Origin of the sequence: Acidihalobacter aeolianus (assembly GCF_001753165.1) — a bacterium.
In the GTDB taxonomy this organism is placed as follows: Bacteria; Pseudomonadota; Gammaproteobacteria; order DSM-5130; family Acidihalobacteraceae; genus Acidihalobacter; species Acidihalobacter aeolianus.
This window is the reverse complement of record NZ_CP017448.1, coordinates 587,673-612,708: the sequence shown is the minus strand read 5'-3', so window position 1 is coordinate 612,708 and position 25,036 is coordinate 587,673. Positions and strand designations below refer to the sequence as shown.

Below are 25,036 nucleotides of genomic sequence, written 5' to 3'. Positions count from 1 at the left end.
AACCGCCGATCTGGAGCGATTTCCAACCATGAAGTTGACCCGCGTCTGCCTTTTGGGCGGCACCGGCTTCGTCGGCCGCCATCTGGCAGCCCGACTGAGCGCCCGTGGCCTACACTTGCGCATCCCCACGCGCCATCCGCAACGTCACCGCGATCTGCTGCTGCTTGCCGGCACGCAGATGGTCGCTGCAGACGTGCACGACCAGGAAGCGCTGGAACGTCTGTTCGACGGCTGCGAGGCCGTCGTCAATCTCGTCGGCATCCTCAACGAACAGGGACGCGACGGTCGCGGCTTCGTGCATGCGCACGTCGATCTGGCGAAAAAGGTGATCAACGCCTGCCAGCGCAAGGGCGTACGCCGACTGCTGCACATGAGCGCCCTACGAGCCGAAAACACCCCGGACACCAGCCACTACCTACGCACCAAGGCAGAGGCGGAGTCCCTGGTCCATACACTGAGCGGACCGGCCCTCGCCGTCACCAGCCTTCGTCCCTCGGTGATCTTCGGCCCTGGCGGCGACTTTCTCAGCCGCTTTGCCGAGCTGATCGAGGCGATTCCCGGGGTATTTCCACTCGCCTGCGCGGAGGCGCGCTTCCAGCCGGTCTTCGTCGGCGACGTCGCCGATGCCTTTGCCGACGCCCTTGCCGACCCGGAAACCTACGGGGCGCGCATCGACCTGTGCGGCCCACGCAGCTACACCCTGCGCGCCCTGGTCGAATACGTCGCCCGCCTGCGGGGGCTGCGCCGCCAGGTCGTAGCCCTGCCGGACTGGATTGCACGCGCCGAAGCGCGCATCCTCGAGCGCATGCCGGGCAAAGCCTTCACCATGGACAACTACCTTTCGCTGCGCGTCGACAGCGTGTGTGCGGACGGCGCGAAACACTGCCCCACGACCCTGGAGGAGATCGCCCCGCGCTATCTCGGCGACCAGCAACCGCAGCGCCAGTTCGACCGGCTGCGCGACCTTGGCCAGTACTAGGGCCAGTTCACACTATGGGATGGAGTGCTGTTGTGACTGAAAAACTGCCAATCAAGGCGCGAGGAGCGCAGCTTGGTGATTCCAAATCAGCGAAGAGCAACGCTGAGTGGCGGTTTTTCAGCCGCAACCCAGGCCGGGCCGCTTTCCGCGTCTCGCGGCGTTGCCGCTCGCTCATGTGGCCGGCCGGCCACACCGCGTTTGCGCCGTCTGGCGAACCACGAAAACTGGCTCCGGCAGCACGCCCCCCCATAGTGTGAACAGGCCCTAGGCACGTGTCACGCGCGCGACTCCCCGGAGAAACCTACCTCGTCGGCGGCGCCGTGCGCGATCGCCTGCTCGGCCTGCCGGTACGCGAACGCGACTGGGTGGTGGTCGGCAGCACCCCCGAGGAGATGCGCGCCCGCGGCTTTCGGCCCGTAGGCAAGGACTTCCCCGTGTTCCTGCACCCGCAGACTCAGGAGGAATACGCCCTCGCGCGCACCGAGCGCAAGACCGCACCCGGCTACCACGGCTTCGTGTTCCACGCCGCGCCGGACGTAAGCCTGGAGGACGATCTGCGCCGCCGCGATCTCACGATCAACGCCATCGCCGAACGCGCCGACGGCACCCTCGTCGACCCCTATGGCGGACAGCAGGACCTCGAACGGCGTCTGCTGCGCCACGTATCCTCGGCCTTCGCCGAAGACCCGGTGCGCATTCTGCGCGTGGCGCGCTTCGCCGCGCGCCTCGCCCCGCTGGGCTTTCGTGTCGCCGACGAGACGCTTGCCCTGATGCGCACCATGACCGATGCTGGCGAGGTCAACGCGCTGGTGCCGGAACGCGTCTGGCAGGAACTTGCCCGCGCCCTCGGCGAGCCCGCTCCGCGCGCCTTCTTCGAGACCCTGCGTGCCTGCGGCGCGCTGGCCCGACTGATGCCCGAACTCGACCGCTTGTGGGGCGTCCCGCAGCCGCCGCAGTACCATCCGGAAATCGACACCGGCGACCACGTCATGCGCGTGCTGGATCAGTCCGTGATCCTGTCGCCCGAACCCGCGACGCGCTTCGCCGCCCTGCTACACGACCTCGGCAAGGGCACCACGCCGCCGGAGCAATGGCCGAGGCACATCGGCCACGAACAACGCAGCGAGCAGCTCGTGCTCGACGTCTGCACACGCTTCAAGGCACCCAACGAATTCCGCGACCTGGCCCGCCTCGTCGCCCGCGAGCACGGCAACGCGCACCGCGCGCTGGAACTGTGCCCGACCACCGTGCTCAAGCTGTTCGAAGGCAGCGATGCCTTCCGTCGTCCCGAACGCTTCGAACAGTTTCTGCTCGCCTGCGAGGCCGACGCGCGCGGCAGGCCCGGTTACGAAACGCGCCCCTACCCGCAGGCCGATTTTCTACGCGCCGCCCTGGCCGCGGCACGTGCAGTCCCCGTTCAGCCGCTCCTGACCCAGGGCCACAAGGGGGCGCAACTGGCCGAGCATCTGCACCGCGCACGGGCCAATGCCGTCGGCGCCCTGCCTCGCCCCGAATCCGATTAACCCCGCTGCAGACATCACATTGCGGGAGAATTGTTCTATTCTCATCCGGCCCACCCGTTCCCAACCCGAGGCAACGAACGGATGCAGGATGACGAACCGAGGCTCGCAGACATCACCACCCACCTGCGCGACGTGGTGTTTCGCACCCACCGCAACGGTTACTGGTGTTACCTGAGTCCGGCCTGGGAGCAGCTGACCGGCTACACCGTCGAGGAATCGCTCGGCACCCATCTCATCGAGGTCGTCCACCCGGACGACCGCTCCATGAACCTCAAGGTCAAGCAGTCCCTGGAAATCGGACAGACCTCAGCCTCCCGGCACGTCAAGCGCATGGTGCGCAAGGACGGCCGTGTGATCCATGTCGAGGTCGACGTACGTATGGCCCTGGGCAATGAGAACGAAGGCCGGGTCAGCGTGGGAACAATCCGCGACATCACCGAACGGGTCGAGATGGAGGCACGCATCGACGCGGAGCGTCAACGCCACGAAGCCATCCTCGCCGCGCTTCACGAAGGCATCGCCTCGCTCTCCCCGGACGGCCGTATCCGCTACCTCAACCCCGCTGCCCGGGAGATGACCGGCTGGGAACCCGGCCGGAACATCGACGAAGCGATGGCCGGCGATGAACGCTTCGACGGTGCCGACGACATCCGCAACCTGCTGAAGGCGCTGGCCGGTAGGCAGGCAAAACCCCCGACACAGCCGATCCAGCTGGCCGTCGGCTCACGCCGGCTTGAACTGCGCCTCGCGCCTCTGGAGCAGGAGCCCGGCGAGGAGGGCGGCCTGTTGGTCATCCGCGACGTCAGCGCCGAACAGGGACTGCTCGCCCGCCTGCGTCATCAGGCGGAGCACGATGCGCTGACCGGGCTGACCAATCGCCGCGCCATGCACGATATCCTGCGCGAGACACATGCACATGCCGCGCACACTGGCGAACCCTACGCCCTGCTGGTCTGCGACCTCGATCACTTCAAGTCGGTCAACGACCGGCACGGCCACGCCGTCGGCGACCAGGTGCTGCAGACCGTCGCCCTGAGGCTCAAGCACCTGATGCGTCCGGGCGACCGGCTGGCGCGCTGGGGTGGCGAGGAGTTCCTGTGCCTGCTGCCCGCCACCGACCCGGAGGCCGCGTGGACGATTGCCACCCGGCTGTGCCGCGAAATCGCGACGCATGTCTGGGGCGACGAACTCGAAGGCGGCGCGCCGACCCTGAGCATCGGCATGGCCTGCTGGCCCGACGATCTGAAAGACCCCCAGAAACTCATGCTCTCGGCCGACGATGCGCTCTATCAGGCCAAGCGTACGGGGCGCAACCGGGTTTGGCGCATCACCCCCGGCCATCGCGCTCAGGGCGCATAGATCGCGAACAGCGCCAATCCGAGCGCGAAGCGGTAGATCACGAAGGGCCACATCGACAGCCGCGCGATCAGGCGCAGGAAGACGTGGATGCAGGCATACGCACTGAGCCCCGAGAACAGGGCGCCGAGCCAGAGCGTCGTCCAGTCCACGGCCAGCGGCGATGCGGCCAGATCGCGCACTTCCAGCAGCCCCGCGAGCACGATCACCGGAATCGACAGCAGGAACGAAAAGCGTGCCGCCGACTCGCGCGTAAGCCCGATCGCGAGTCCCGCGGTCATGGTCGCGCCGGAACGCGAGGTACCCGGAATCAGCGCCAGTGCCTGTGCCAGGCCGACCGCCAGCACGCCGCGCCAGCCCAGCGAGTACTCGTCGCGATGGCGCCGCCCCGCCCAGTCGGCGAGACCGAGCAATAGCCCGAAGCCCAGCGTCGCGGCCGCGATCACCAGCGGCAAACGCAGCGCGTGCCCGACCCAATCCTTGAGCAGCAGCCCGGCAAGACCGACCGGGACGGTGCCGAGCAGCACGAACCAGGCGAGCCGAGCCTCGGCGGTGATGCCGCGACCGGCGAGCGAGCCCAGCCAGTCGCGCGTCATCCGCCAGAGTTCGTGGCGAAAATACAGCACCACCGCGCTCAGGGTGCCCACGTGCACGGCCACGTCGAAGGCCAGCCCCTGATCGGGCCAGTCGAGCAGTCGCGGCAGCAGGATCAGATGCGCGGAACTCGATATCGGCAGGAATTCGGTCAGGCCCTGCAGCAGGGCCAGGGTCAGCAGGTGCGTCAGCGGCATGTTCCCCCCTTGCCGGCCACTACCGGCGTTGCGCCTAGTCGCCGCTCAGGCGGTAGCGAAAATCGCGGGCCGCGAAGCCCGGCAGGATACCGGCATAGTCCCGGCTCAGCGCCAGTGCCCAGAAGCGCTCCCCCATTTCCCCCGGCAGCGTCAGCCGCTTGACCTCCTGGGTCAGCCGCACCCGCGCCAGTTCGTCCGGCGCGGCAGCGAAGGCCTCGGCGAAAACGCCCTCCAGCCCGCCGGTCAACAGCATCTGCGATTGCGGCGCAAAACCCGCCACACGCAGTCCGGCCGCCTCCGCGGCGCTGGCGACGGCGCTGAAATCGACGTCCGCGGTCAGGTCGCACAGCCCGGGCCACCAGAACGGCTCCTCGAGCAGACGATGCCGGTAGTAAGCGCGCAGCGTGCCCCCCGCGCGCGTCGTCCGATACACCTCATCCGCCACGCCGCCGTAATCGACCAGCAGCGCCACGCCCTGCGCCAACGCGCCGGCGAGGCCCTCGAACCAGGGTAGCAGGCGCTCGTTCAATTCGCCGCGATAGCCCTCCGGGTAGTCCGCTATCGGCCCGGACAGACGATCCAGGACGCGCGCGGCGAAGGACGCATCGGCCTCGCGCCGCGACCAGCCGAGCCCGGCCTCGCCGAGGGCGACGCCATCCTCCCAGACCTGCCCGCCGGCCAGCGAGAACGCACGCACCGGCATGGCGTCGAGCACCTCGTTGGCCAGCACCACCCCGCGCACCGAGGCTTCCGGCCAGCGCTCGAGCCAGACGACGCGTTCCAGCACGGCAGGCGGCACCGCTGCGGCGATGGCCGCGTGCTGACGTGCGCGCAGGTCGGCGCTGAGCTCAAGGATGGCATAGCGTTCGGGCAGGGCGTCGCGGCGTGTCAGTTCGCCGAGCAGCGCGGCGGCCAGGGCGCCGCTGCCGGCGCCGAATTCGAGTATCTCGCCGCCGCCCAGCGCATCGAGGATCGAGGCGATCTGCCGCGCCAGGGTGCGCGCGAACAGCCCGCCCAGTTCCGGCGCGGTGACGAAATCGCCGGCGGCACCGAACTTGGCGAGCCCCGCGCTGTAGTAGCCCAGGCCGGGCGCATACAGGGCGCGCTCCATATAGCGATCGAAGCCCAACCAGCCGCCCGCCGCATCCAGCGCCTGCGCGATTTCGGCGACCAGGGCCTCGCTCAGCGCGGCGGCCTCCGGCTCGGGGGCCGGCAGTCGTTCGGTGGTGGGCTGGCGCATCGAAACTCCCTACGGCCGCCCTGCCGGGCAGGGCCCCATGTGCTCGAGGATGAGGTACAGTCTGGTTTCCGACATTCTACACATGCGCCCGACCGACACCGTGAGCCAGACCCAGCCTCCCATCCTCGTCACCGGCGCGGGCCGTCGCGTCGGCCTGCACCTGGCCAACCGCCTGCTCGACGACGGCCAGCCCGTCATCGCCCACTATCATCGCGAGAGCGGCGGAATCGAAGCCCTGGCCGCGCGCGGTGCGTTGACCCTGCAGGCCGATCTGGCGCACGCCGAAGGCGCCCTGGCCCTGGTCGACGCGGTGCGCGCGCAGGCGACCGCCTTGCGCGGCATCGTGCACAATGCCTCGGCCTTCACGACCACCCCGACGGAACCCGTGGCCGCGGCGGCGATGTTCGAGGCCTTCTTCTCGATCCACATGCTCGCGCCCTATCTCATCGACACCGGACTTGCCGGGCTGCTGGAAGCCGGCGGTACGGAGACGCCTGCCGACATCGTGCACATCACCGACATCTTCGCCGAGAACCCCAGGCCCGAATTCGACATCTATTGCGCGACCAAGGCGGGGCTGGAGAACCTCACCCGTTCCCTGGCCAAGCGCTACGCGCCGAAGATCAAGGTGAACAGCCTGCAGCCGGGACCGATCCTGTTCAAGGACAGCCACACGCCGGAAATGCGTCAGCGGGTGCTCGCGGAAACGCCGCTCGGGCGCGAGGGCGGCGCGGAGGCCGTGTACCGGGGGCTACGCGCGCTGCTCGACAACGATTACATGACCGGTACGGCAATCCAGGTGGACGGCGGCCGGCACCTCGCCGGCTGAGGCCTCGCCCAGCCGCACCGCCATGCCCGGCGCGCCGCCGTCCGGGTCCGCCAGGCCCAGCAGCGCATAGACGTCGGCCACGGCCGGGCGCAGGTAGACCCCGTCGACCCGCTCCAGCGGCGGCGCCGCCGCATCCCCGCCCAGCCGGAACAGGATGTCGAGATCCGCGGGCCGGTCCTTGCGCGCACTGTCCGGATCGCTGCGGTCGCGCCCGAGTCCCGTTTCGATGCGGTTGCACAGGGTCTTGAGCGCGGCAGACTCCATGCCGGTCTCGACAAACACCGCGAGATTCAGGAAATCGGCCTGCGAGGCCATGCCCACCGGCCGCGTACGCAGGACGCGGCTCATGCGCAGGGCGCCGAAGGCGTCGAGCAGCGCGTGCAGGATGCGGGGCACGTTGCGCTCCGGCTCGATGTTGCTGCCGATCCCGATGATGTAGCCCGCCGCCAGGCTCACAGCGCCAGGCTCCCGCCCTGTTCGGCCACGCCGCCGAGTTCGCGCTCGATGGTGGCGCGGTGCGCCTCCAGGTCGTCGCCGTAGTGGATCGCCAGCACCCGGCTGCGCACCTCGGGCGGATAGACCGCGATCAGCTCGTCCAGCGTGGCGTGCACCGGGTTGTCCGCCTGCAGGCTGCAGTCGTGCAGGATCGCGCGCGCGCTGCGGTCCTGCGCGATCCAGGGCAGCGGCTTGCTGTCCGCGGTGAAGATCACGCGGTCGTCGATCTCCACGCCGTAGGTCGCCATGCCGCCCGTGTGCAGCGTCGGAAAGGTGCGCAGGCGATGGCCGGCGAACTCGATGGCGTGTTCCGCGATGGGCACCACCTCGAAGAAATCCTCCAGGCGGTTCTCGCCGTCGCTGCTGTAGCCCATGCCGCCCTTGAGCGTCGCATCCCACAGCACCGGCAGCACGTCCGGCTCGGCATACAGCCGCACCCGCGTGCCGTAGCGGTAGCGGGTCTCGACGCCGAAGCGCTCCAGTCCGTAGACGTGGTCCGCGTGCGTGTGGGTGATCAGGATCGCCTCGATGTCGGGAATCGCGAGCCCTGCATCGCGCAGCGCGTACTTGATGGTATAGCCACAGTCGATCAGCAGGCGCCGCTCGCCAGCCTCCAGCAGCAGATTGGTGTTCCAGAAGTCGATCGCCTCGGAATCGCCGGTGCCGAGAAAGCGCAGGCGGTGCCCGCTCACGCCGCGCGCTCTCCCCTCTCGACCACCACGCCCACCTCGGTGCGCTGCGGCAGCCGCACGGCCTTGGTCACGCTCAACCGTACCCAGGGCGTGTCGAATTCGTCGAGGATCGTCGCCGCCGCGCGCTCGGCGAAGGTTTCCACCAGCGCCCAGGACTGTCCGTCGGCAAGCGCCTGCAGCCGGCGGGCGACCTGCGCGTAGTCCACCGTGCCGCCGATGTCGTCGCCCGCGGCCGCACGCGCGGCATCCGTCGCCAGTTCGACGTCGACACGCAGCGCCTGTCGGATGCGCTGCTCCCAGGCATACACGCCGATGCAGGTTTCGACCGTCAGGCCGCGGATGAATACAGTGTCCATTCTGTTCGCTCCTTCGGCATGTCTGGATCAAGAACGGCGCGCCGCGTGCGCAGCATCCTACAACGGATTCCCGGGTCGGTGGGCGCGGAGGATTCCGGCGCGCCCGGTTGGCCGCGCCCAGCCTCTGGCCTTATGCTGTCCCCGTAGCGCTCCATCGTGCGTCCCGGCTTGCCTTGCCCCCATCGATCGGCTAACATCCGCTCCCTTTCTGCACGAGCAAAACGCATTCGGAGTTACTCGCATGGCCAGAGTATGTCAGGTAACGGGCAAGCGCCCTGCAACCGGGAACAATGTTTCCCACGCGCACAACAAGACGCGCCGCCGCTTTCTGCCCAATCTGCACACGCATCGTTTCTGGGTCGAGGGCGAGAACCGCTGGGTGAGCCTGCGCGTATCCTCCAAGGGCATGCGCATCATCGACAAGAAGGGCATCGAAGCCGTTCTGTCCGACATCCGCAGCCGCGGCGAAAAGGTCTAAGGAGCATCAGCAATGGCCAAGGGTCCCCGAGAGAAAATTCGCCTGACGTCCTCCGCCGGTACGGGTCACTTCTACACCACGACCAAGAACAAGCGGAACATGCCGGAAAAGATGGAGATCATGAAATACGATCCCGTCGTCCGTAAGCATGTGATGTACAAGGAAGGCAAGATCAAGTAAGCGGGCGTTTTCACCACCCCGTTTGCGCGAAGGGCCCGGCAGGCGACTGCCGGGCCCTTCGCGTTTCTGCCGTCCCGCCGTGGCGGGAGACGACTACCCTCAGCGGGTGGCCGCGGTCTGCCCCAGCGAGTAGCCACGCAGGTTGCGGGCGAAATCCTGCAACGCGCGGATGCCGCTCGCCTCGGCCTGCGCGCACCACTCCTGCAGCGAACCGATCAGCGTGTCCGTCGCCTGGGTGCGGCTCCACAGCGCCTGCAGGCGCTGGCGGAACTGATAGACCGTGTTCAGCGACTCGCAGCTCGCCAGCGCATCGGCCAGACGCGCCTTGGCGCGTTCGTCCATGCGTGTTTCCTCGCGCACCAGCGCGCGGCGGCCGCGCTTGAGCAGGCGACGGCAGGAATCGTCGGCCCGGCGCAGCTCCTCGCGCAGTACGGGCAGCATCACCTGACGCGCGTAGTTGGCCATCAGATGCAGACGCCCCACCACCACGGCGCGCGCGGTCTCGACGTCGAGCTTGTCCTTGTTCGGCACGAACAGCGGCCGCGGGGCGACCTTCTTGACCCGTACCAGATGCAGCGCCTGCAGGATGCGGATGTACATCCAGCCGATGTCGAACTCCCAGCGGCGCATCGAGAACTTGGCCGAACTCGGAAAGGCATGGTGGTTGTTGTGCATCTCCTCGCCGCCGACGATGAGGCCGATCGGGGAGACGTTGGTCGAACCGTCGGTGGTTTCGTAGTTGCGGTAGCCGCGGTAATGCCCGAGGCCGTTGATCACGCCCGCCGCCCAGAACGGAATCCACAGCATCTGCACTGCCCAGATGATCATGCCGTAGACGCCGAACAGCGCCAGATCGACCGCCGCCATCAGGCTGATGCCAAGGTAGTTGTGGCGCGAATACAGATGACGCTCCAGCCAGTCGTTCGGAGTGCCGTGGCCGTAGTTCTCCATGGTCTCCGGGCGGTTGGTCTCGTCGCGGTACAGCTCGGCGCCTTCCAGCATGACCTTGCGGATGCCGTAGACGTGCGGGCTGTGCGGATCTTCCGGCGTCTCGCACTTGGCGTGGTGCTTGCGGTGGATCGCCACCCATTCTTTGGTGACCATGCCGGTGGTCAGCCACAGCCAGAAGCGGAACACGTGCTGCAGCGCGGGATGCATGTCGAGCGCGCGATGCGCCTGACAGCGGTGCAGAAACAGCGTCACCGTGACGATGGTCATGTGCGTCATCGCCAGCGCGACGGCCACGTAACCCCACCACGGCAGATGCAGATATCCATAGAGCATGGATAGTGAAAAATTCATGTTTTCAGTCCCCTTAACGACAGTGGAATCACTATAGCGAAGGCCGGATACAGCGTCCACGCAAAGCGCCGAACGGCACTAAACGCCCGCACGAATGTACTATTGGAAAAATCAATCGTAAGCCGTGCCGCCAAGCCTGCGCAGATATCGGGGAACCATCGCACCCCGTTCCGAGACAAAGGCTCAGCCGCTAATGACGTGACTCCTATGACACCCCGACATTCCAAGCACGCAAGCAGCACTGACGTATGACCGCAACGCACCTCATCGAGGCGCGTGGTCTGGCGCGGTATTACGGTAGCCAATGCGCCGTGCAAGGCATCTCACTGGAGCTGCACCCAGGCGAGGTTCTCGGCCTGCTGGGGCCCAACGGGGCCGGCAAGTCGACCACCCTGTCGATGATCAGCGGCAACCTGGCCCCCAGCGCCGGTCGCATCCTGATCAACGGCATCGATCTGCTCGACGCGCCGCGGCAGGCCAAGCGCCACCTCGGCTACCTGCCGGAACATCCGCCGCTGTACCGTGACCTCACGGTGGACGAATACCTGCGCTACGCCGCGCGCCTGCACGGCCTTGCCCGCAGCGAGGTGAGCGAGGCCGTCGAACTCGCCAAGTCCCGCACCGGGCTGGAAGACGCTGGGCATGCGCTGATCAACATACTCTCCAAGGGCTTTCAGCAGCGTGTCGGCATCGCCCAGGCCATTGTGCACCAGCCCGCCGTAGTCATTCTGGACGAACCCACGGTCGGCCTGGACCCGCTGCAGATCCGCGAGATCCGCGACCTCATTCTGGAGCTGAGCCGGGAGCACGGCGTCATCCTCTCGACTCACATCCTCGCCGAGGTCCAGGCCACCTGCCATCGCGTGATGATCATCAACCGCGGCCAGACGGTGTACACCGACACCCTGCAGCACCTCGCCGAACAACGCCCGAGCACTGCGCTCAAGGTCGCCTTCGCGCACCCGCCGGAACCGCGCGAACTGTGCGCGATCGAGGGCATCACCGCGCTGCACAGTCTTGGAGAAGGCCGATTCCGCATCGAGCATGCGGCGGGCCGAGACCCGGCCACGGTCATCGCCGAACGCGCCGTGGCGCAGGGCTGGGGGCTGCGCGAATTGACCCCCGAACGCGCCAGCCTGGAGCAGGCGTTTCTCAACACCATCTATCAGGAGCACAACGACATCGAGGGGCTGCCGGCATGATCCTGACCATCGCCAGGCTCGAATTCCGGCGCATGTTCTATTCCCCGCTGGCCTGGGTCGTGCTCGCCATCGTGCAGTTCGTGCTCGCGCTGATTTTCCTCAGCATGCTGCAGAACTTCATCGACAGTATCGAACCTCAGCTTGCCGGCGTCTCCGGCGCGCCGGGGCTCACCGACCTGGTCGTCTCCCCGCTGTACATGTGGTCCGGCATCGTCATGCTCGCGGTCTCACCGCTGCTGACCATGCGCAGCCTCAGCGAGGAATTCCAGAGCCGCAGCCTGCCCCTACTCACCTCCGCGCCCGTCTCGGTCACCGAGATCGTCCTCGGTAAATACCTGGGGTTGCTCGCCTTCATGCTGCTGATGGTGTTCATGGTCACGCTGATGCCGCTATCGCTCTCGGTCGGCACCCACCTCGACTGGGGCCAGGTCGCCGCCGCCGTGCTCGGGCTCGCCCTACTGCTCGCCTCGTTCACCGCCGCCGGCCTCTATATCTCCAGCCTGACCGCCCAGCCCACGCTGGCCGCGGTCGGCACCTTCGGCCTGCTGCTGTTCCTGGTGGTGCTGTACATCTCCGGCACCTCGCAGAACACCGCCAGCCAGCTGTTCATCTATCTCTCGCAGTTCAGCCATTTCCTGTCGTTCCTGCGTGGCGAGTTCAGGAGCAGCGACCTGGCCTACTACCTGCTCTTCACCCTGACGTTCCTCGTGCTGACCGTGCGCCAGCTCGATGGCCAGCGACTGCCGCGCTGAGGCCCCGATGCAGATTACGCGCACCACCCGCTGGCAGCTAAGACTCAACTCCCTGGCCTTCGTCGGCCTGTTCCTGGTCGCCATCGGCCTGCTTGCCTGGCTGAGCCAGCACTACGACTTCGCCCAGGACTGGACCTACAACCACCGCAACAGCCTCGCGCCGGTCACCCGCAAACTGATCGCAGGCATCCACAAGCCGATCCGCTTCATCGCCTTCGTCAGCGACGACGCCGCGCTGCACGAGCGCATCCGTAGGCAGCTCGCGCCCTACCGCCGGGCCGGACACGACGTCAGCCTGAGCTTCGTCAATCCCGACCTCGCGCCCAAGCAGGCGCAGAAGTTCGGCATCAGCCACAGCGGGCAGATGGCGATCGAGATCGGCGACCGCCACCGCGTGGTCGACAACCTGAGCCAGCAGGGTATCGCCAACGCGCTGATGCAGCTCTCGCGCACCGGTAATCGCTGGGCGGTGTTTCTCGAAGGGCAGAAGGAACGCAGCCCACTGGACACGACCAGCAGCGGCCTGAGCCGGCTGGCTGCGCGCCTCGAACAAACCGGTCTGCACGTGCAGCCGATCAACCTTCTGCGCACCCCGCAGATACCGGAAAACACCGCTGTGCTCGTCATTGCCGGGCCGCAGACCGACTTCACCTCCGGCGAGGCAGACGCCGTGGTCCGCTACGTCGAGCACGGCGGCGACCTGCTCTGGCTGCACGACCCAGGCAGCCTGCACGGCCTCGCGCCGCTGGCCAAGGCGCTCGACCTGAGCTTTGTGCCCGGCACGGTGGTCGACGCCAATCCCGAACTGCGCGCCATGATCGGCATCCAGAACCCCGCCGTGGTCCCGGTCCTCGACTACGGCCCCTCGCCGATTACCGAGCACCTGCGGATCCAGACGCTGATGCCCTTCACCTCGGCCATCGCCCAGCCTGCCGGCGGCAAGACCTGGCAGGGCACGCCGCTGCTCGATTCGCTGCCCAAGAGCTGGAGCGAGACCGGCCCGCTCAAGGGCGACGTCAAATACGACGCCGCGCGCGGCGACACGCTGGGTCCGCTGGTGCTCGGCGAGACGCTGAGCCGCAAGCGCGGCGACGGCCACGAACAGCGCATCGCCGTGTTCGGCACCAGCGCCTTCGCCAGCAACGCCTTCATCGGCCTCGGCGCCAACCTGGATCTCGCCACCGGCACCGTCAACTGGCTCAGCCATGACGACAGCCTGGTGCAGATCCACCTGCCCGCCGCGCCCGACATCCGGCTCACCCTGAGCCGGACCGAGGCCTACGCCATCGCCGCCGGCTTCCTGATCGTGCTGCCCATCGGCCTGCTGCTCCTGGGCACCCTGGTCTGGATGCGCCGGCGCCGTTCCGCCCGCTGATGGCCGCCTCCGCAGGACAACGCCGCGGGTGGCTCAACCTCGGCCTGCTGGTCGTGGTCGGTCTGCTCGTGGTGATCGTGTGGAAGGCAGAACGCCCGCGTCCGCCGAGCGCACACGCCCTGATACCGGGCTTCGCGTCCGCCTCGGTTGAGCATATCGTCATCCACCGCGCCGGCCGCCCCGAGCTCGTCTTCGCGCGTACCGCAGACGGCTGGCGTATCGCCAAACCCCTGCAGGCACGCGCCAACGACCTGCTGATGGACGCACTGCTCGCCGTGCCGACCGCACACAGCCGCCACGGCTATGCCGCCAAGGACCTGGAACTGGATCAATACGGCCTCGCCCCGCCGCGCGCGCGCATCGACTACGGCCACGGGCACGCTATCGACCTGGGCAGCGTCAACCCGGTCAACAAGCTGCGCTACGCGCTGACCGGCGGGCGCGTCTACCTGATCCAGGATGCGCTGGAAGATCTCCCGTTCGCCGCCGCCACGCACTGGGTCAGCCTGTCCCTGCTGCCGCACAAGGCGAACATCCGTGACCTCGCGCTGCCTGATCTCGACATCCGCGCCCGCTCTCCCAGCGGCTGGCAGGTCACGCCGCGGCCCAGGCATTTCGAAGCCGACCAGGTAGCTCAGTTGCTGCGCCACTGGACGCTGGCCACGGCCTACAGCGTCACCGCCGCCAAGCAGGATGCCTCGACGCCCGCGGACATGAAGCAGATCGCCGTCACCCTAGACAGCGGCAAGGTCTACCGCTTCGGCATCCTCTCCACACACCCCGATCTGATCCTGCGGCGCAACGGCCTCGACTACCGCCTGCCCGCCTCCGCCGCGCGCGACCTGCTGTCGCTTCCCCCGGCGGCCCCGCCTGCAGCACCATCCGCGACCACGCCCGGCTAGCCGGCCACCTCACCCGGCCTTCAGCGGGGCCTCGCGCATCCGCTCGCGCTGCTCGCGCAGCGTGAGAATCTGTTCCTCCCAGTAACGCACGCTGCCGAACCAGGGAAAGGCCATCGGAAAGGCGGGATCGCACCAGCGGCGCGCCAGCCAGGCGGCGTAATGCAGCAGGCGCAGGGTGCGCAGCGGCTCGATCAGCACCAGCTCGCGACGGTCGAAATCGAAGAACTCCTCATAACCATCCAGAATCTCGCCAAGCTGACGCTGCATGTCCGCGCGCTCGCCGTTGAGCAACAGCCAGATATCCTGCACCGCCGGCCCCATTCGGCTGTCGTCGAGATCGACCAGATGCGCCCCGCTGTCGGTCCACAGCACATTGCCGGCGTGCATGTCGCCGTGCAGGCGGATCGTGCGGAAATCGCTCGCCGCAAAGCGCGCATCCACGTCCGCCAACAGATCCTCGGCCAGGAAGCGGTATTCGCCCACGTATTCGCGTGGAACGCACTCGTTGGCCAGGAGATACTCGATGCTCGCGTGTCCGAAATCGGCCGGCGCCAACGTCGGTCTGAGACGAAAATCCCGTGCCGCGCCGACCGCGTGCAGCCGCCCGATGAACTGCCCCAGGCGATACAGCGTGTCGGGATCGCCCAGCTCCGGCGCACGCCCACCGCGGCGCGGAAACAGCGCGACGCGAAACCCGCCATGGCGCGACAGCGTATCGCCATCCGCACCCGCTATCGGGGCCACCACCGGAATCTCCAGCCCGGCCAGCTCCTGCGAAAACGCATGCTCCTCGTAGATCTGCCCGTCGCTCCAGCGCCCAGGACGATAGAACTTGGCGACCAGAAATCCCGCCTCCTCGTCGCCGATCTGATAAACGCGGTTCTCGTAACTATTGAGCGCCAACACCGACCCCGTCGGCCGGGCACCGGCCGCCTCAACGGCATCCAGCACCAAATCGGGCGTCAGTCGATCGTAGGGGTGTTGGGCGTCCTGCGTGTCTGCCATGAATGGGCCTCCTTACACGCATTCTGCCCTAGAGCGGCCGGGTCGGATAATCTATCGCAAACGGCCACCCCTCGGTTCTTACAGTTGACCGGTCGTACGGCGACAAAGGCATTCATATGGATAGGCGAATCGACTTGCTGATTCGGCCAAATCCGACCGCTTTCAGAAAATGCAAATCGATCGTACTGATCGGCTGCCTGGTAGCCGCTGCACCTTGAATCACGCCGCCTTTGAAACCACAACCTGCTCCACGCCCATCTATCGAATTCCTAAAACTCCGTAGCGCGCATATTCCCATCCGGCAAGCGCATTTTAATCCCCGACACGACGCATTGTTTTGACGAATCCAGCAGCCGCATAGAAAAGCTCATTCAGTTCTTCGCTGAGGCATCAAGGTCAGACCGATAAGCTCCGCGGCCGGGCATATCGCAAACAATGAGCGGCGCAGAACGATTTCAAGAAATCCCACAAGGAACAATTGTTTAATATTTATTACAAGCTTATTGTTACAAATATTAATATACATTGTTTTATATGGAATTATTTTAAATAGCCACCTTTCAAAGGCTGCATGTCAGATAATTTATCCGGATGACCCAACCGAGTTTCCTTACTGAGCGGTAACAATTTGCAACAATTTTCTATGCCATAGTAGCGCTCGTGATTTTCATGGATGACTCATGATGCCTGAAGCATTAGCCATGGCGTCGTTGAAGTAGCGGCATTCAGAGATATTTTAAAATCAATACATTGGCCAATAGGGGGGTTGCTGTTTAATGAAGACATCCTTCTATGCATTGGGTATTGATATCCGGAAAATCAGATCAGGCATTTTCTCTGCGACGACTGCTCACGCAGGATGGCTTCAGAGTCGCTTATGCCAGAAATTTAGAACAGACTGAGGAATTGCTATCTACCAGAGATTTTTCCGTCATTATCATGCGCGGTTATTCACACGATGAGTTTTCCCAGTGGCTGCACGATATCGAATTGATTCTCCCTGTGCCGCACAAATGCCCGCCGATCCTGTTGATGCATTCAGCGGAACGATGCAACGAAATACACACCGACTGGGCGCCTGTCTTTTGTACGCACGATCAAACGACAGGCGAGGAAATACTGCTGCGCATTCGCGCGCTGCTAAGACGCGCCTCGGGCTATCCGAATCACCGATATATCGGACCCCTGGGCCTCGACCCGCTCACCCACCGCGCCTACCTCAACGGCTGGCCCATCGCTCTGCGGGCCAAGGAAATCGAATTGCTGCAGGCCCTGCACGATCGCGGCACGCGAGCCGTTTCCTATGAACGGTTGGAGGCCGTGGTGTGGATGGGCAAGCCGAATGTGCGCGCACGGCTTGCCTCGCAGATCCGCAATCTGCGCGCATCCCTGGAGCGCCAGGGCGTGCCGATCACGATCCGCAACGTCAAGGGTTATGGTTACCGGCTGGTGCAGGCCGTGCCGCAACGCAACGGAACCGGGCGACGCAACGTGTCTAGGAAGATGAAGACCGTATCCAGCATCAAAGGTGGCTCGCCTGCCAGTCACCGTGACCATGCGGAACCCATATCCGCAAACCAGGCGACCTCGAGGCCGCCTAAGCGCGTGTCATTTCAGGCTTCTCGTCTGCATCCTTCCGATGCCGGCCCGATGATGGGCACATCGTCCCCGGCCAAGCATTTCGATAGCGTTTCGAAGATAATTCACCGGGCGGTTATGCCGCCCGCCCGTCTACTCCACATCAAGGATTGATCCCCATGGGTTTTAACCGCACTCGAACCGGTCAGGTCCGTGTCTCGCTCGCATGCATAACCGCCGCACTGCTGATGGGTTTGGCCGGTGTCGCCAATGCCGCCGACGTCGCGCAGATCGTCCATGCGCGCAAGGAGCACTTCAAAGAGCTCGGCCGGAACGACAAGTTTCTACGCGACGAGATGCATCGCTCGCCCCCGGATTGGCACTGGATCCAGGTCTACGCAAAGCGAATCGACACACTCTCCAATGCCCTGCCCAACTGGTTCCCCGCGGGCAGCGGAAAAGGGCATGGCGTCGCTACCCGAGCGAGCCAGGAAATCTGGAAAAAACCCGCCGCGTTCGCCCGAGCCGCTCAGAGGATGAAAATCAGTGCGGACAACATCACACGCGACGCCGCCAAACACGACCTTCACGCGCTCGCATTCGATGCCAGGAAACTCGGCCAGTCCTGCGGCAGTTGCCACCGGGCCTTCCGCACGCACAGCAGCTGGTGGTGACGCATGAGCAATACGGAGACTGCCGTTCGAAAACGCGTTCGGGTCTGGGATCTGCCGACGAGGATCTGGCACTGGAGCCTTCTGATACTGTTCGCGACCTGCTGGTGGACCGCAGATACAGACCACATGCGGTGGCACCTGTTAGCCGGCTACGGCGTCCTTGGCCTCGTGTTTTTCCGGATCGTCTGGGGTTTTTGTGGCGGACAAACAGCCCGGTTCAGCAGCTTCGTTCGCGGGCCCGCAGGCATTTGGCGCTATGCCCGCAAGCTATTCAAGCGCGATGGCACGGCGTCACTCGGTCACAACCCACTGGGAGCACTCAGCATTATCGTCATGCTGAGCCTTTTGCTGCTGCAAACCATATTCGGACTTTTCGCGGTGAATGACGACGGCGGCGCCTCAGGCCCACTGTCCCAGTGGGTCTCCTACGACACAGGACGCCTTTTCGCACACTTGCACGCCTTCAATTTCAACCTCCTGTTACTCCTCATCGGCCTGCATCTCGTCGCGATCATCTTCTACCGCCTGGTCCGCGGAGAGAATCTGGTATCGGCCATGATCCATGGTTACAAGTCGCATCGCGAGTCCGGCGAAACCCCGTATTTCGTACCCCCGTGGCGCGCAATACTCGTCGCAGCCTCCGTTTTCATCGGGGTCGTATTACTGGTGAGAATCTGATCGCAGCGAGCGAGAGATATAAGAAGAACAAACCGACCAGGATTGGCGTTTCGGACGCGATTACAGGTCACCATGATCAATTTGCACTATGACGCATAGGATCTGATAACACGCTGGATCAATCCACTGCGATAATGCCGCACGGATTGTTCCTAGCCCGGGAATTCTACGTGGCGAGCCGTTGCACGGGCTGGCTACGCACGGTGCCGAGCCTGCCCCGCGATCCGCGCAACCCGGAGGATGTGGACACCAAGGCGGTAGACCATTGGCTTGATGCGACCAGTTACGGCATGGCCGGACCTTCTGCTGGGATCGTCACTGTGCGAGGCTTCGAGGGAGCACCGCCCCGCATGCCGGATACGTGCGAGCGCGTCATCTATGTCTGACAGCGGATAATCTACAACTAATTGATCTACAAGTAATTATCGCCTTACCCGCACTTGGCGCGGGGTTTATCCTTACTCTCAATGTGGACATCTGGCGTCCGCAGGGTTGAGTGGGAAGAGCCCCGCCGTTATCTGCCTTGGGCCTCCCGGTTGAGTACCACCCGAACAAGGAGGCCGGCATGGCAACCCGAGACCTCAAGACCGTCCCCACCGATGTGCCGCTAACACCGGACAACATCGACCGGCTGGCCGCCCGTGCCGCCGAACTCGCCGCCGCGTTCAAGCGCAAGATCGGGAAGCTGCAACAGCAGGTCGCCGACGCATCCGGCAACATCAACCGCGATGCGCAGGGCATCGTTCAGGATGCCGACCCGGCCGACCGCGCCGCAGCCCATCGGCTCGCCAAGAACAAGGCCAACCGGAGCATCGCGCAGTTCCGCAGGAATATCGTGGCCTCCAGCCATACCGACCGGCAGCAGATTCTCGACCAGTTCGCCAAGACCGCCGCAGACGCTGAGTTCCAGCTCTGCTCGCACGGCTGAGCTAATAATTGGCTATGACCCAATACGAGATATTCCTGGTTTAGAAGATAATCCTTACCGTGGTGAGGTATGGGGATCTAAGGAAAATCGGCCCAACAAATTCACCCGCACCCAAAAGCGAGCTTTAGCTGAGGCTTCAGAATGGTTTGTTGAATTGTCGGGTGTTGAGATCAAGATTTAGAAATCGCAAAACCCTTCACGTACTGCCGAAAACAATAGCAAAACGGCCATCTCGAAGGATGGCCGTTTTGTGTGGGATTGGTGCCGACGCGCAGAATCGAACTGCGGACCTATCGATTACGAATCGATTGCTCTACCAGCTGAGCTACGTCGGCCTATACTTTTCTTTATTAAACCCTTATTAGCAGGGCGAATACACCAGCTAATTAGCGGTTTATATTGATGATTCTTGCGTTCAACCTACTACTTACGAATCAGTTGCTCTACCAACTGAGCCACAACGGCAAGGGGCGTAAGGATAGTCAAAGCGCCGGCAAAGCTCAACGCCGTCTTGATGCGGCCCTCAACGGGCGCTGGGTTTGACCCGGATGATCACGTCCACCCCGGCCACGTCTACCGCCTCGGGCAGGACCGGCATGCGATTGATGGTCACGTCCGCCGCCTCGATGTCTTCCAGTTCGCCCGATTCGAGGTGGTAGAGGTGGTGGTGCGGGTCCAGGTTTGTGTCGAAGAACATCTTGCTCGGGTCGACCACGACCTCGCGCAGCAGTCCTTTCTCCGCGAACAGGCCGAGGGTGTTGTATACCGTGGCCTTGGAGACGCCGTGACGGGTGCCGCTCAAGCGCGCCAGGACCTGATCGGCGGACACGTGCTGATGTGCGCCGAACAGCAGGCAGCCGATCTCCACACGCTGCTGCGTGGGCGTGATGCCGTGTTCGCGCAGCAGGCCGATAACGGCGGCGCGGTCGGTCATGGGCTGGCGGGCGGAATAAGTCATACTGCAATCCTAACGCAATATTTAGACGCGGTCTAGAACGGGAACGAATCGCATTACGCCCCAGCGGGGTAGGCGTAGGCTTCGGCGGGGATCAGCGGCGTACGTCCCATCATCAGATCGACTAGCACCCGCACCGAGCCAAGGCCGATCACCACGCCGTTGCGGTAATGCCCGGCATTCACGAACAGCCCGCTGGCGCGCGGGTGCTCGGCGACCACGGGCACGCCGTCCGGCGAACCGGGACGCAGCCCGGACCACTGATGCTCCACCGGCACGTCCGCCAGCGCGGGCACCAGCCCGCGCGCGGCGTCGCGCAGCGAGGCGAGCGCCGCGTCCGTCGTACCCTTGTCGAAGCCGACTTCCTCAAGCGTGCTGCCGACGACGATTCGGCCGTCGCGGCGGGGAATCAGGTAGCGGTCGCCGCGCAGGACGATGCGCCGCAGCAGCCCCGGCTCGGCGCGAAACACGATCATTTGCCCGCGCACCGGGCGGATCGGCGGCGCCCCGCCCAGCTCGTCGAGCAGCCCGGCGCTCCACGCGCCGCCGGCAATCACCACCTGCCCGGCCTGCCGCAGGCCCTGCTCCGTGTCCACGCCGGCGATCCGGCCTGCCGTCACGCGCAGCGCGCGCACAGGGTTGTTCGACTCGACCGCGATGCCGGCAGGAACAAGGCCCTCGCGCAGGGCGCGGACCAGGCGCGGGTTGCGCATCTGCGCGATACCGGGCATCCACAACCCGCCGGTCGCGGGCGCCAGCGCCGGCTCGCAGCGACGCACGCCCTCGGCATCGAGCCATTCCATCTCGACGCCCTGTGCGTCCGCCCAGGCGAGCGCCTCGGCCTGCTCGTCGCTGTCCGTCATCAACAGCCCGCTGGGCTCCCATTCGGGGTCGACGCCGCTGTCCTCGCACAGCCGCCGCGCCAGAGCGGCGTAGCGGGCCTGGCCGTAGCGCGCGAGGTGCGTCACCGCCTCAGGGTAGCGCCAGGGATACAGCGGAGACAGAATCCCGCCGCCCGCCCACGAGGCCTCGCGGCCCGGCTCGCCGCGCTCGATCAGGCGCACCGCGAGACCCTCGGCGCTGAGTTCACGGGCGGTCAGCATGCCGATCAGGCCACCGCCCACGATGATGCAATCGTCCATTGACTGTCGCTGTCTGTTGCGCCGGCCGGTACGGGGCGCGGCATTCCGGCGGGTAAACGAAAAACCCCGGCATGCCGAAACATGCCGGGGCACATAGGGCACCCGTGGGCCATTCTAAACCGCGTAGGCCGGCGCGGCATGCGCCGGATCAGGTTGCGCCGCTTAAGATCAGCTCAAAGACTCGCCTCCAGCGCGGCGGCAGCCTGGTACAACCGCGCCTCGTCGAAATGACGCCCAACGAGCATGACGCTGGCCGGCAGCCCGTCTACGTCGCCACAGGGCATGGCGATGGCGGGATGATGCGTGAGGTCGAAGGGGCTGGTGTTGGCCAGCATCTCGAAGGCTCCCTTGACCTGCGATACATCGTCGTCGGCCGGGAACTCGGTTGCGGTCATCGGCGTGGTCGGCATCAGCAGCATGTCGAACTGCGTGAGCGCTTCGTCGTAAGCCGCGCGCAGGGTCTTCACCGCGTTGATCGCCTTGCCGTAGTGGTAGCTGCCGTGTCGCGCGTTGACATACTCCCCGAACAGCATCAGCAGCTTGGTCGTCGCCGACATCTCGTCCGCCTGATCTCGCCAGCGCGCGTGGAATTTCATCAGATCGGTCGCGTAGTAGTCCTCGCGGCTGATGCCGTAACCGTCGCCAACCAACATAGTGGCGTACAGCCCCTGGATGCCGACGGGTGCCCACAGGGTTGAGCCGAGCTTGTGCAGCGGGACCGAGACCTGGGAAACCTCCGCGCCGAGTTCCGCCAGCTTCCGAGCCACGGCCATCACCCTCGCATCGACCTTCGGGTCGGACTCCGCCCAGCCGAAGCCTTCCTGCAGGATACCGATCCTAAGCCCGGCGACGCCCTTGTCGAGCAGTGCCTCATAGTCCTGCACCTGCTCGTCGGCATACACCTGCCGAGGGTCGAAGCCGTCCTTGCCGGCGAGGGCCTTGAGCATCTTCGCGTTGTCGGCCACGGTGCGCGTCATCGGGCCGACGTGATCCACGGTGATCTCGATGGGCATGATCCCCGTGTAGGGCACGAGGCCGAACGTGGGCTTCATGCCGACGATGCCGCAGAACGAGGCCGGCATGCGGATCGATCCGCCCTGATCGCCGCCCAGGGCACCGCGGCATTCCCCCGTGGCGACGGCCACCGCGCTGCCGGACGACGAACCGCCCGCCATGCGTTCCGGATTGATGGGATTGCGCACCGGACCGTTCGCGCAGGTATGGCTGCCACCGGACAGGCAGAAATATTCGCAGTTGGCCTTGCCGACCACGCGCGCACCGCTTTTCAGCAAGCGGGTGACGACCGTCGCGTCAACATTGGGCGTATAGCCCTCCATCGTCGACGCGCCGTTCATCATCGGGATGCCGGCCACCATCACATTGTCTTTGACCGCAATATCCCAACCCTTCAGCGGACCGTCCGCCTCGCCGTCGATGGCGCAGCGCACATACCATTCGTTGAATTTGTTTTCTTCCGCTGCGGGCCGGTGCCAGCCCCCGCGCGGGTAATACGTCTCGGGTTTTTTTCCGGGAATGGCATCGACCGTGTTATACGCATCGACATAGCCCTGCATCATGCCCTGGTATGCGATCAGATCTTCCGACGACAGACTGATTCTCAGCTTGTCGCAAATCTCATCGAGCTCGACCAGCGTGGGTAGCGTAAGCGCCATCTTGCAGTCCTCCAATTTCCTTCAGTGAAAAAATTTCGGGTGCGACCGGGGGGCCCGGTGCATTCAGGAATTTTCAGGGTTTTGCGGTCAGCGGCGCCGCGACGATGGGAATGGATTTGCACATGTCGTGACAGGCGGACTCGACCGTACAGCAGAGCGAACACACGGTTCCGGAGTGATGCGGACAATCCAGCAGGTCGGGCGATTCGAAATGATCGCTGCACACGGCGCACGCGTGCTTGGGCGCAACATGCGCCGACACCGGACCGTCTGACGGCATGCGCTTGATGTAATATTTTCCTTTCGTCAGCACAGCAATCAGAGGCACGCAGATAAACGAAACCAGGGCCGCAACAAACGGAGCGTACGGTTTGAGTTCTGCGCCCAACATGCCGAAATAGGTGCCGATGGAAATGGCTGATGCGATCAGCATGCTGCCGAATCCGACGGGGTTGAAGTTGTACAGGTGTCCGCGTTTGAATTCGACCCAGCTCGGCCCGATACCCAGCATTTTTCGATTGATCGTTAAATCCGCAAATACCGCGACGATCCACGAAACAGCCACGTTCGAATAAAAACCGAGCAGCGCGGCCATTTCCTTGAATACGTTCGCTTCCATGAGCGCCAGCCCGATCAAGACCTGCAACAGCAGCCAGGTGAAGCGCCCGTAATGCTTGTGCAGCACACGCGAAAAGAAATTTGACCAGGACAGTGACCCTGAATACGCGTTCGTGACGTTGATCTTCGCCTGCGCCACCACCACCAGCAGGAAGGCGAAGGTCGTGCCCAGCCAGTGCGGCAGGAACAGGTCGTAGGCGTACAGGAAATTCTGGAACGGCTCGTTGCTTTTCGCGCCGATATGCGATGCAGTGTAGGAAGCCACGTAGGAACCCAGCGTGTACGTGACGGCAAAAACGATGGCCCAGCCGGGACCGGACATGAAGGTCCAGAAACGGTGCGCCGCCGCATTGTCGCGCCCCTCGTCGGGCATGAAGCGTACGTAGTCCGCCTGTTCTCCGATCTGCGCCAGCAGAGACAGCAGGGCCGCGGCAGCCAGCCCGATCGATACGTTGCTGATCAGATGGGTCGAGGCGCCGGCGCTTGCCCCCATGCCCTTGTAGCTCAACCATGAACCAACGCCGTGGTCGCCGACCACAGCTACCGCAGCGATGGGCATGGCCAGCAGGGCTGCCCACAAAGGCCACGTCCAGGCCTGGAACTTGGCCAGAAAGGACATCCCGAACGTCACTAGCGGAATGATGACCAGCGCGACGATGACATATGAAATTTCAATTGGAACGCCGAAGGTGCCCGTAATGCCCTGCCCCATGATCGAGCCTTCGAACGCGAAATAGATAAATGTGAACGTGGCGTAGATCAATGAGGTCAGGGTCGAGCCCAGATAACCGAATCCCGCGCCGCGCGTGAGCAAATCCATGTCGATATTGTTTTTGGCGATTTCGCGGGCAATCGGAATTCCGGTCAGCACACAGAACAGCACCGCGATCAGATTGCCGATCAGGGCATTCGCGCTGCCCAACTGATTTGACAGCACGGCGCTGATCGCGAAGGGAAACAAGGCTGCCGATGCGCCAAGTCCGGCTGACGCGACAATTGCAGGAGACCATTTCCTGAAAGTTTTCGGTGCATACCGCAACGAATAATCTTCGACCTTTTCATGTGCGGTAACGCGTGCAAACCAGCTTTTCTGAGACGACATGTCTTTGCCCTCCAGGGTTGGTGCAGACGACCCCGCCAAGCAGATTGCATGCCATTCAATTAATGGATCAAATGATTGCGTTAAAGCCATGTAATTCAAGAATTACCCTAAATAACCTGATTTTCTAACGTGAAATAATTCGCGCACATTGTTGTGCACATACGCATGTATTGCACAGCAAATGTGCCAAATTTTTACTTGCTACACTAAATAAAAAGAAATTATTATTAA

26 protein-coding genes and 1 tRNA gene are annotated in these 25,036 nt (G+C 64.4%); 15 read left to right on the top strand and 12 right to left on the bottom strand.

Annotated elements, in window-relative coordinates:
• The first annotated feature begins 28 nt into the window (after positions 1-28).
• The 3 genes from BJI67_RS02825 to BJI67_RS02815 all read left to right on the top strand — a co-directional run bounded on the left by BJI67_RS02825 (position 29) and on the right by BJI67_RS02815 (position 3,861).
• Complete coding sequence (locus tag BJI67_RS02825) at positions 29-979, top strand: complex I NDUFA9 subunit family protein (RefSeq protein WP_070071737.1); 951 nt, start codon at positions 29-31, stop codon at positions 977-979.
• Between the two features lie 272 nt (positions 980-1,251).
• Complete coding sequence (locus BJI67_RS02820; RefSeq protein WP_070071736.1) at positions 1,252-2,502, top strand: multifunctional CCA addition/repair protein; 1,251 nt, start codon at positions 1,252-1,254, stop codon at positions 2,500-2,502.
• 81 nt (positions 2,503-2,583) lie between these two features.
• Complete coding sequence (locus BJI67_RS02815) at positions 2,584-3,861, top strand: sensor domain-containing diguanylate cyclase (protein WP_070071735.1); 1,278 nt, start codon at positions 2,584-2,586, stop codon at positions 3,859-3,861.
• Here the strand turns inward: BJI67_RS02815 and BJI67_RS02810 are convergent.
• Together BJI67_RS02810 and BJI67_RS02805 are read right to left on the bottom strand one after the other, a co-directional pair.
• Positions 3,849-4,649, bottom strand: a complete 801-nt coding sequence (locus BJI67_RS02810; RefSeq protein WP_070071734.1) for an undecaprenyl-diphosphate phosphatase — start codon at positions 4,647-4,649, stop codon at positions 3,849-3,851. The genes BJI67_RS02815 and BJI67_RS02810 overlap by 13 nt on opposite strands.
• A gap of 34 nt (positions 4,650-4,683) precedes the next feature.
• Entirely contained in the window at positions 4,684-5,889 is a 1,206-nt protein-coding gene (locus BJI67_RS02805; RefSeq protein ID WP_070071733.1) for a class I SAM-dependent methyltransferase, read from the bottom strand.
• A gap of 49 nt (positions 5,890-5,938) precedes the next feature.
• On the opposite strand from BJI67_RS02805, the gene BJI67_RS02800 reads away from it, so the two are divergent.
• Positions 5,939-6,718, top strand: coding sequence for an SDR family oxidoreductase (locus BJI67_RS02800; RefSeq protein WP_197513266.1), 780 nt, complete (start codon positions 5,939-5,941; stop codon positions 6,716-6,718).
• Here the strand turns inward: BJI67_RS02800 and folK are convergent.
• The 3 genes from folK to folB are packed head-to-tail and all read right to left on the bottom strand — an operon-like array spanning position 6,641 to position 8,261.
• Complete coding sequence (folK, locus tag BJI67_RS17735) at positions 6,641-7,174, bottom strand: 2-amino-4-hydroxy-6-hydroxymethyldihydropteridine diphosphokinase (RefSeq protein ID WP_070071731.1); 534 nt, start codon at positions 7,172-7,174, stop codon at positions 6,641-6,643. The genes BJI67_RS02800 and folK overlap by 78 nt on opposite strands.
• Positions 7,171-7,905 carry an MBL fold metallo-hydrolase gene (locus BJI67_RS02790; RefSeq protein WP_070071730.1) on the bottom strand — a complete coding sequence of 245 codons (735 nt, stop codon included), beginning with the start codon at positions 7,903-7,905 and terminating at the stop codon, positions 7,171-7,173. The genes folK and BJI67_RS02790 overlap by 4 nt, the downstream gene beginning before the upstream one ends.
• Positions 7,902-8,261: a dihydroneopterin aldolase gene (gene folB / locus BJI67_RS02785; protein WP_070071729.1), complete on the bottom strand. Its 360-nt coding sequence runs from the start codon at positions 8,259-8,261 to the stop codon at positions 7,902-7,904. Before folB ends, BJI67_RS02790 begins: the two co-directional genes overlap by 4 nt.
• Before the next feature lie 241 nt (positions 8,262-8,502).
• Between folB and rpmB the strand changes: the two genes are divergently transcribed.
• Positions 8,503-8,739 (top strand): 50S ribosomal protein L28, encoded by a 237-nt coding sequence (rpmB, locus tag BJI67_RS02780; RefSeq protein ID WP_070071728.1) that lies wholly within the window; start codon positions 8,503-8,505, stop codon positions 8,737-8,739.
• 12 nt (positions 8,740-8,751) lie between these two features.
• Positions 8,752-8,919 carry a 50S ribosomal protein L33 gene (rpmG, locus tag BJI67_RS02775; RefSeq protein ID WP_070071727.1) on the top strand — a complete coding sequence of 56 codons (168 nt, stop codon included), beginning with the start codon at positions 8,752-8,754 and terminating at the stop codon, positions 8,917-8,919.
• Between the two features lie 99 nt (positions 8,920-9,018).
• Here rpmG and BJI67_RS02770 read toward each other — a convergent pair whose 3' ends face one another.
• Complete coding sequence (locus BJI67_RS02770) at positions 9,019-10,203, bottom strand: DesA family fatty acid desaturase (RefSeq protein WP_070071726.1); 1,185 nt, start codon at positions 10,201-10,203, stop codon at positions 9,019-9,021.
• 266 nt (positions 10,204-10,469) lie between these two features.
• On the opposite strand from BJI67_RS02770, the gene BJI67_RS02765 reads away from it, so the two are divergent.
• Genes BJI67_RS02765 through BJI67_RS02750 form a run of 4 tightly spaced genes read left to right on the top strand, consistent with a single transcriptional unit; the run spans position 10,470 to position 14,452 of the window.
• The gene (locus BJI67_RS02765) at positions 10,470-11,423 is read left to right on the top strand and encodes an ABC transporter ATP-binding protein (protein WP_070071725.1); all 954 of its coding nucleotides are present in this window, start codon (positions 10,470-10,472) and stop codon (positions 11,421-11,423) included.
• Positions 11,420-12,175, top strand: coding sequence for an ABC transporter permease (locus BJI67_RS02760; RefSeq protein WP_070071724.1), 756 nt, complete (start codon positions 11,420-11,422; stop codon positions 12,173-12,175). Before BJI67_RS02765 ends, BJI67_RS02760 begins: the two co-directional genes overlap by 4 nt.
• A gap of 7 nt (positions 12,176-12,182) precedes the next feature.
• Positions 12,183-13,550, top strand: coding sequence for a GldG family protein (locus tag BJI67_RS02755; protein ID WP_070073909.1), 1,368 nt, complete (start codon positions 12,183-12,185; stop codon positions 13,548-13,550).
• Positions 13,550-14,452 carry a DUF4340 domain-containing protein gene (locus BJI67_RS02750; RefSeq protein ID WP_070071723.1) on the top strand — a complete coding sequence of 301 codons (903 nt, stop codon included), beginning with the start codon at positions 13,550-13,552 and terminating at the stop codon, positions 14,450-14,452. Before BJI67_RS02755 ends, BJI67_RS02750 begins: the two co-directional genes overlap by 1 nt.
• Positions 14,453-14,461: 9 nt before the next feature.
• On the opposite strand, the gene BJI67_RS02745 is transcribed toward BJI67_RS02750, so the two are convergent.
• On the bottom strand, positions 14,462-15,457 hold the full coding sequence (locus tag BJI67_RS02745) for a serine/threonine protein kinase (RefSeq protein WP_070071722.1): 996 nt from the start codon (positions 15,455-15,457) through the stop codon (positions 14,462-14,464).
• Between the two features lie 939 nt (positions 15,458-16,396).
• Here BJI67_RS02745 and BJI67_RS02740 point away from each other — a divergent pair.
• From BJI67_RS02740 to BJI67_RS02720, 5 genes are all read left to right on the top strand, one after another.
• Positions 16,397-17,209, top strand: a complete 813-nt coding sequence (locus BJI67_RS02740) for a winged helix-turn-helix domain-containing protein (RefSeq protein WP_070071721.1) — start codon at positions 16,397-16,399, stop codon at positions 17,207-17,209.
• 5 nt (positions 17,210-17,214) lie between these two features.
• Positions 17,215-17,709: a c-type cytochrome gene (locus tag BJI67_RS02735; RefSeq protein ID WP_070071720.1), complete on the top strand. Its 495-nt coding sequence runs from the start codon at positions 17,215-17,217 to the stop codon at positions 17,707-17,709.
• A 3-nt stretch (positions 17,710-17,712) separates the two neighbouring features.
• On the top strand, positions 17,713-18,387 hold the full coding sequence (locus BJI67_RS02730; protein WP_070071719.1) for a cytochrome b/b6 domain-containing protein: 675 nt from the start codon (positions 17,713-17,715) through the stop codon (positions 18,385-18,387).
• A gap of 170 nt (positions 18,388-18,557) precedes the next feature.
• On the top strand, positions 18,558-18,773 hold the full coding sequence (locus tag BJI67_RS02725) for a hypothetical protein (protein WP_197513265.1): 216 nt from the start codon (positions 18,558-18,560) through the stop codon (positions 18,771-18,773).
• A gap of 179 nt (positions 18,774-18,952) precedes the next feature.
• Positions 18,953-19,315 (top strand): hypothetical protein, encoded by a 363-nt coding sequence (locus tag BJI67_RS02720; RefSeq protein WP_156782004.1) that lies wholly within the window; start codon positions 18,953-18,955, stop codon positions 19,313-19,315.
• A 259-nt stretch (positions 19,316-19,574) separates the two neighbouring features.
• Here BJI67_RS02720 and BJI67_RS02715 read toward each other — a convergent pair.
• The 5 genes from BJI67_RS02715 to BJI67_RS02695 all read right to left on the bottom strand — a co-directional run bounded on the left by BJI67_RS02715 (position 19,575) and on the right by BJI67_RS02695 (position 24,805).
• Positions 19,575-19,650, bottom strand: a tRNA-Thr gene (locus BJI67_RS02715).
• A gap of 188 nt (positions 19,651-19,838) precedes the next feature.
• Positions 19,839-20,273 (bottom strand): Fur family transcriptional regulator, encoded by a 435-nt coding sequence (locus BJI67_RS02710; protein ID WP_070071716.1) that lies wholly within the window; start codon positions 20,271-20,273, stop codon positions 19,839-19,841.
• A gap of 53 nt (positions 20,274-20,326) precedes the next feature.
• Positions 20,327-21,412 carry a glycine oxidase ThiO gene (thiO, locus tag BJI67_RS02705; protein ID WP_070071715.1) on the bottom strand — a complete coding sequence of 362 codons (1,086 nt, stop codon included), beginning with the start codon at positions 21,410-21,412 and terminating at the stop codon, positions 20,327-20,329.
• A 173-nt stretch (positions 21,413-21,585) separates the two neighbouring features.
• On the bottom strand, positions 21,586-23,085 hold the full coding sequence (locus BJI67_RS02700) for an amidase (protein WP_070071714.1): 1,500 nt from the start codon (positions 23,083-23,085) through the stop codon (positions 21,586-21,588).
• Between the two features lie 73 nt (positions 23,086-23,158).
• Positions 23,159-24,805 carry a purine-cytosine permease family protein gene (locus BJI67_RS02695; protein ID WP_070071713.1) on the bottom strand — a complete coding sequence of 549 codons (1,647 nt, stop codon included), beginning with the start codon at positions 24,803-24,805 and terminating at the stop codon, positions 23,159-23,161.
• Positions 24,806-25,036 lie beyond the last annotated feature (231 nt).

Bases quoted from the DNA above. Each gene is read 5' to 3' on its own strand.
- BJI67_RS02825 (WP_070071737.1), top strand. From the start codon at position 29: ATGAAGTTGACCCGCGTCTGCCTTTTGGGCGGCACCGGCTTCGTCGGC.
- BJI67_RS02815 (WP_070071735.1), top strand. From the start codon at position 2,584: ATGCAGGATGACGAACCGAGGCTCGCAGACATCACCACCCACCTGCGC.
- BJI67_RS02810 (WP_070071734.1), bottom strand. From the start codon at position 4,649: ATGCCGCTGACGCACCTGCTGACCCTGGCCCTGCTGCAGGGCCTGACC.
- BJI67_RS02805 (WP_070071733.1), bottom strand. From the start codon at position 5,889: ATGCGCCAGCCCACCACCGAACGACTGCCGGCCCCCGAGCCGGAGGCC.
- BJI67_RS02800 (WP_197513266.1), top strand. From the start codon at position 5,939: ATGAGGTACAGTCTGGTTTCCGACATTCTACACATGCGCCCGACCGAC.
- folB (WP_070071729.1), bottom strand. From the start codon at position 8,261: ATGGACACTGTATTCATCCGCGGCCTGACGGTCGAAACCTGCATCGGC.
- rpmB (WP_070071728.1), top strand. From the start codon at position 8,503: ATGGCCAGAGTATGTCAGGTAACGGGCAAGCGCCCTGCAACCGGGAAC.
- rpmG (WP_070071727.1), top strand. From the start codon at position 8,752: ATGGCCAAGGGTCCCCGAGAGAAAATTCGCCTGACGTCCTCCGCCGGT.
- BJI67_RS02770 (WP_070071726.1), bottom strand. From the start codon at position 10,203: ATGCTCTATGGATATCTGCATCTGCCGTGGTGGGGTTACGTGGCCGTC.
- BJI67_RS02765 (WP_070071725.1), top strand. From the start codon at position 10,470: ATGACCGCAACGCACCTCATCGAGGCGCGTGGTCTGGCGCGGTATTAC.
- BJI67_RS02760 (WP_070071724.1), top strand. From the start codon at position 11,420: ATGATCCTGACCATCGCCAGGCTCGAATTCCGGCGCATGTTCTATTCC.
- BJI67_RS02755 (WP_070073909.1), top strand. From the start codon at position 12,183: ATGCAGATTACGCGCACCACCCGCTGGCAGCTAAGACTCAACTCCCTG.
- BJI67_RS02750 (WP_070071723.1), top strand. From the start codon at position 13,550: ATGGCCGCCTCCGCAGGACAACGCCGCGGGTGGCTCAACCTCGGCCTG.
- BJI67_RS02745 (WP_070071722.1), bottom strand. From the start codon at position 15,457: ATGGCAGACACGCAGGACGCCCAACACCCCTACGATCGACTGACGCCC.
- BJI67_RS02740 (WP_070071721.1), top strand. From the start codon at position 16,397: ATGCGCGGTTATTCACACGATGAGTTTTCCCAGTGGCTGCACGATATC.
- BJI67_RS02735 (WP_070071720.1), top strand. From the start codon at position 17,215: ATGGGTTTTAACCGCACTCGAACCGGTCAGGTCCGTGTCTCGCTCGCA.
- BJI67_RS02730 (WP_070071719.1), top strand. From the start codon at position 17,713: ATGAGCAATACGGAGACTGCCGTTCGAAAACGCGTTCGGGTCTGGGAT.
- BJI67_RS02720 (WP_156782004.1), top strand. From the start codon at position 18,953: ATGGCAACCCGAGACCTCAAGACCGTCCCCACCGATGTGCCGCTAACA.
- BJI67_RS02710 (WP_070071716.1), bottom strand. From the start codon at position 20,273: ATGACTTATTCCGCCCGCCAGCCCATGACCGACCGCGCCGCCGTTATC.
- thiO (WP_070071715.1), bottom strand. From the start codon at position 21,412: ATGGACGATTGCATCATCGTGGGCGGTGGCCTGATCGGCATGCTGACC.
- BJI67_RS02700 (WP_070071714.1), bottom strand. From the start codon at position 23,085: ATGGCGCTTACGCTACCCACGCTGGTCGAGCTCGATGAGATTTGCGAC.
- BJI67_RS02695 (WP_070071713.1), bottom strand. From the start codon at position 24,805: ATGTCGTCTCAGAAAAGCTGGTTTGCACGCGTTACCGCACATGAAAAG.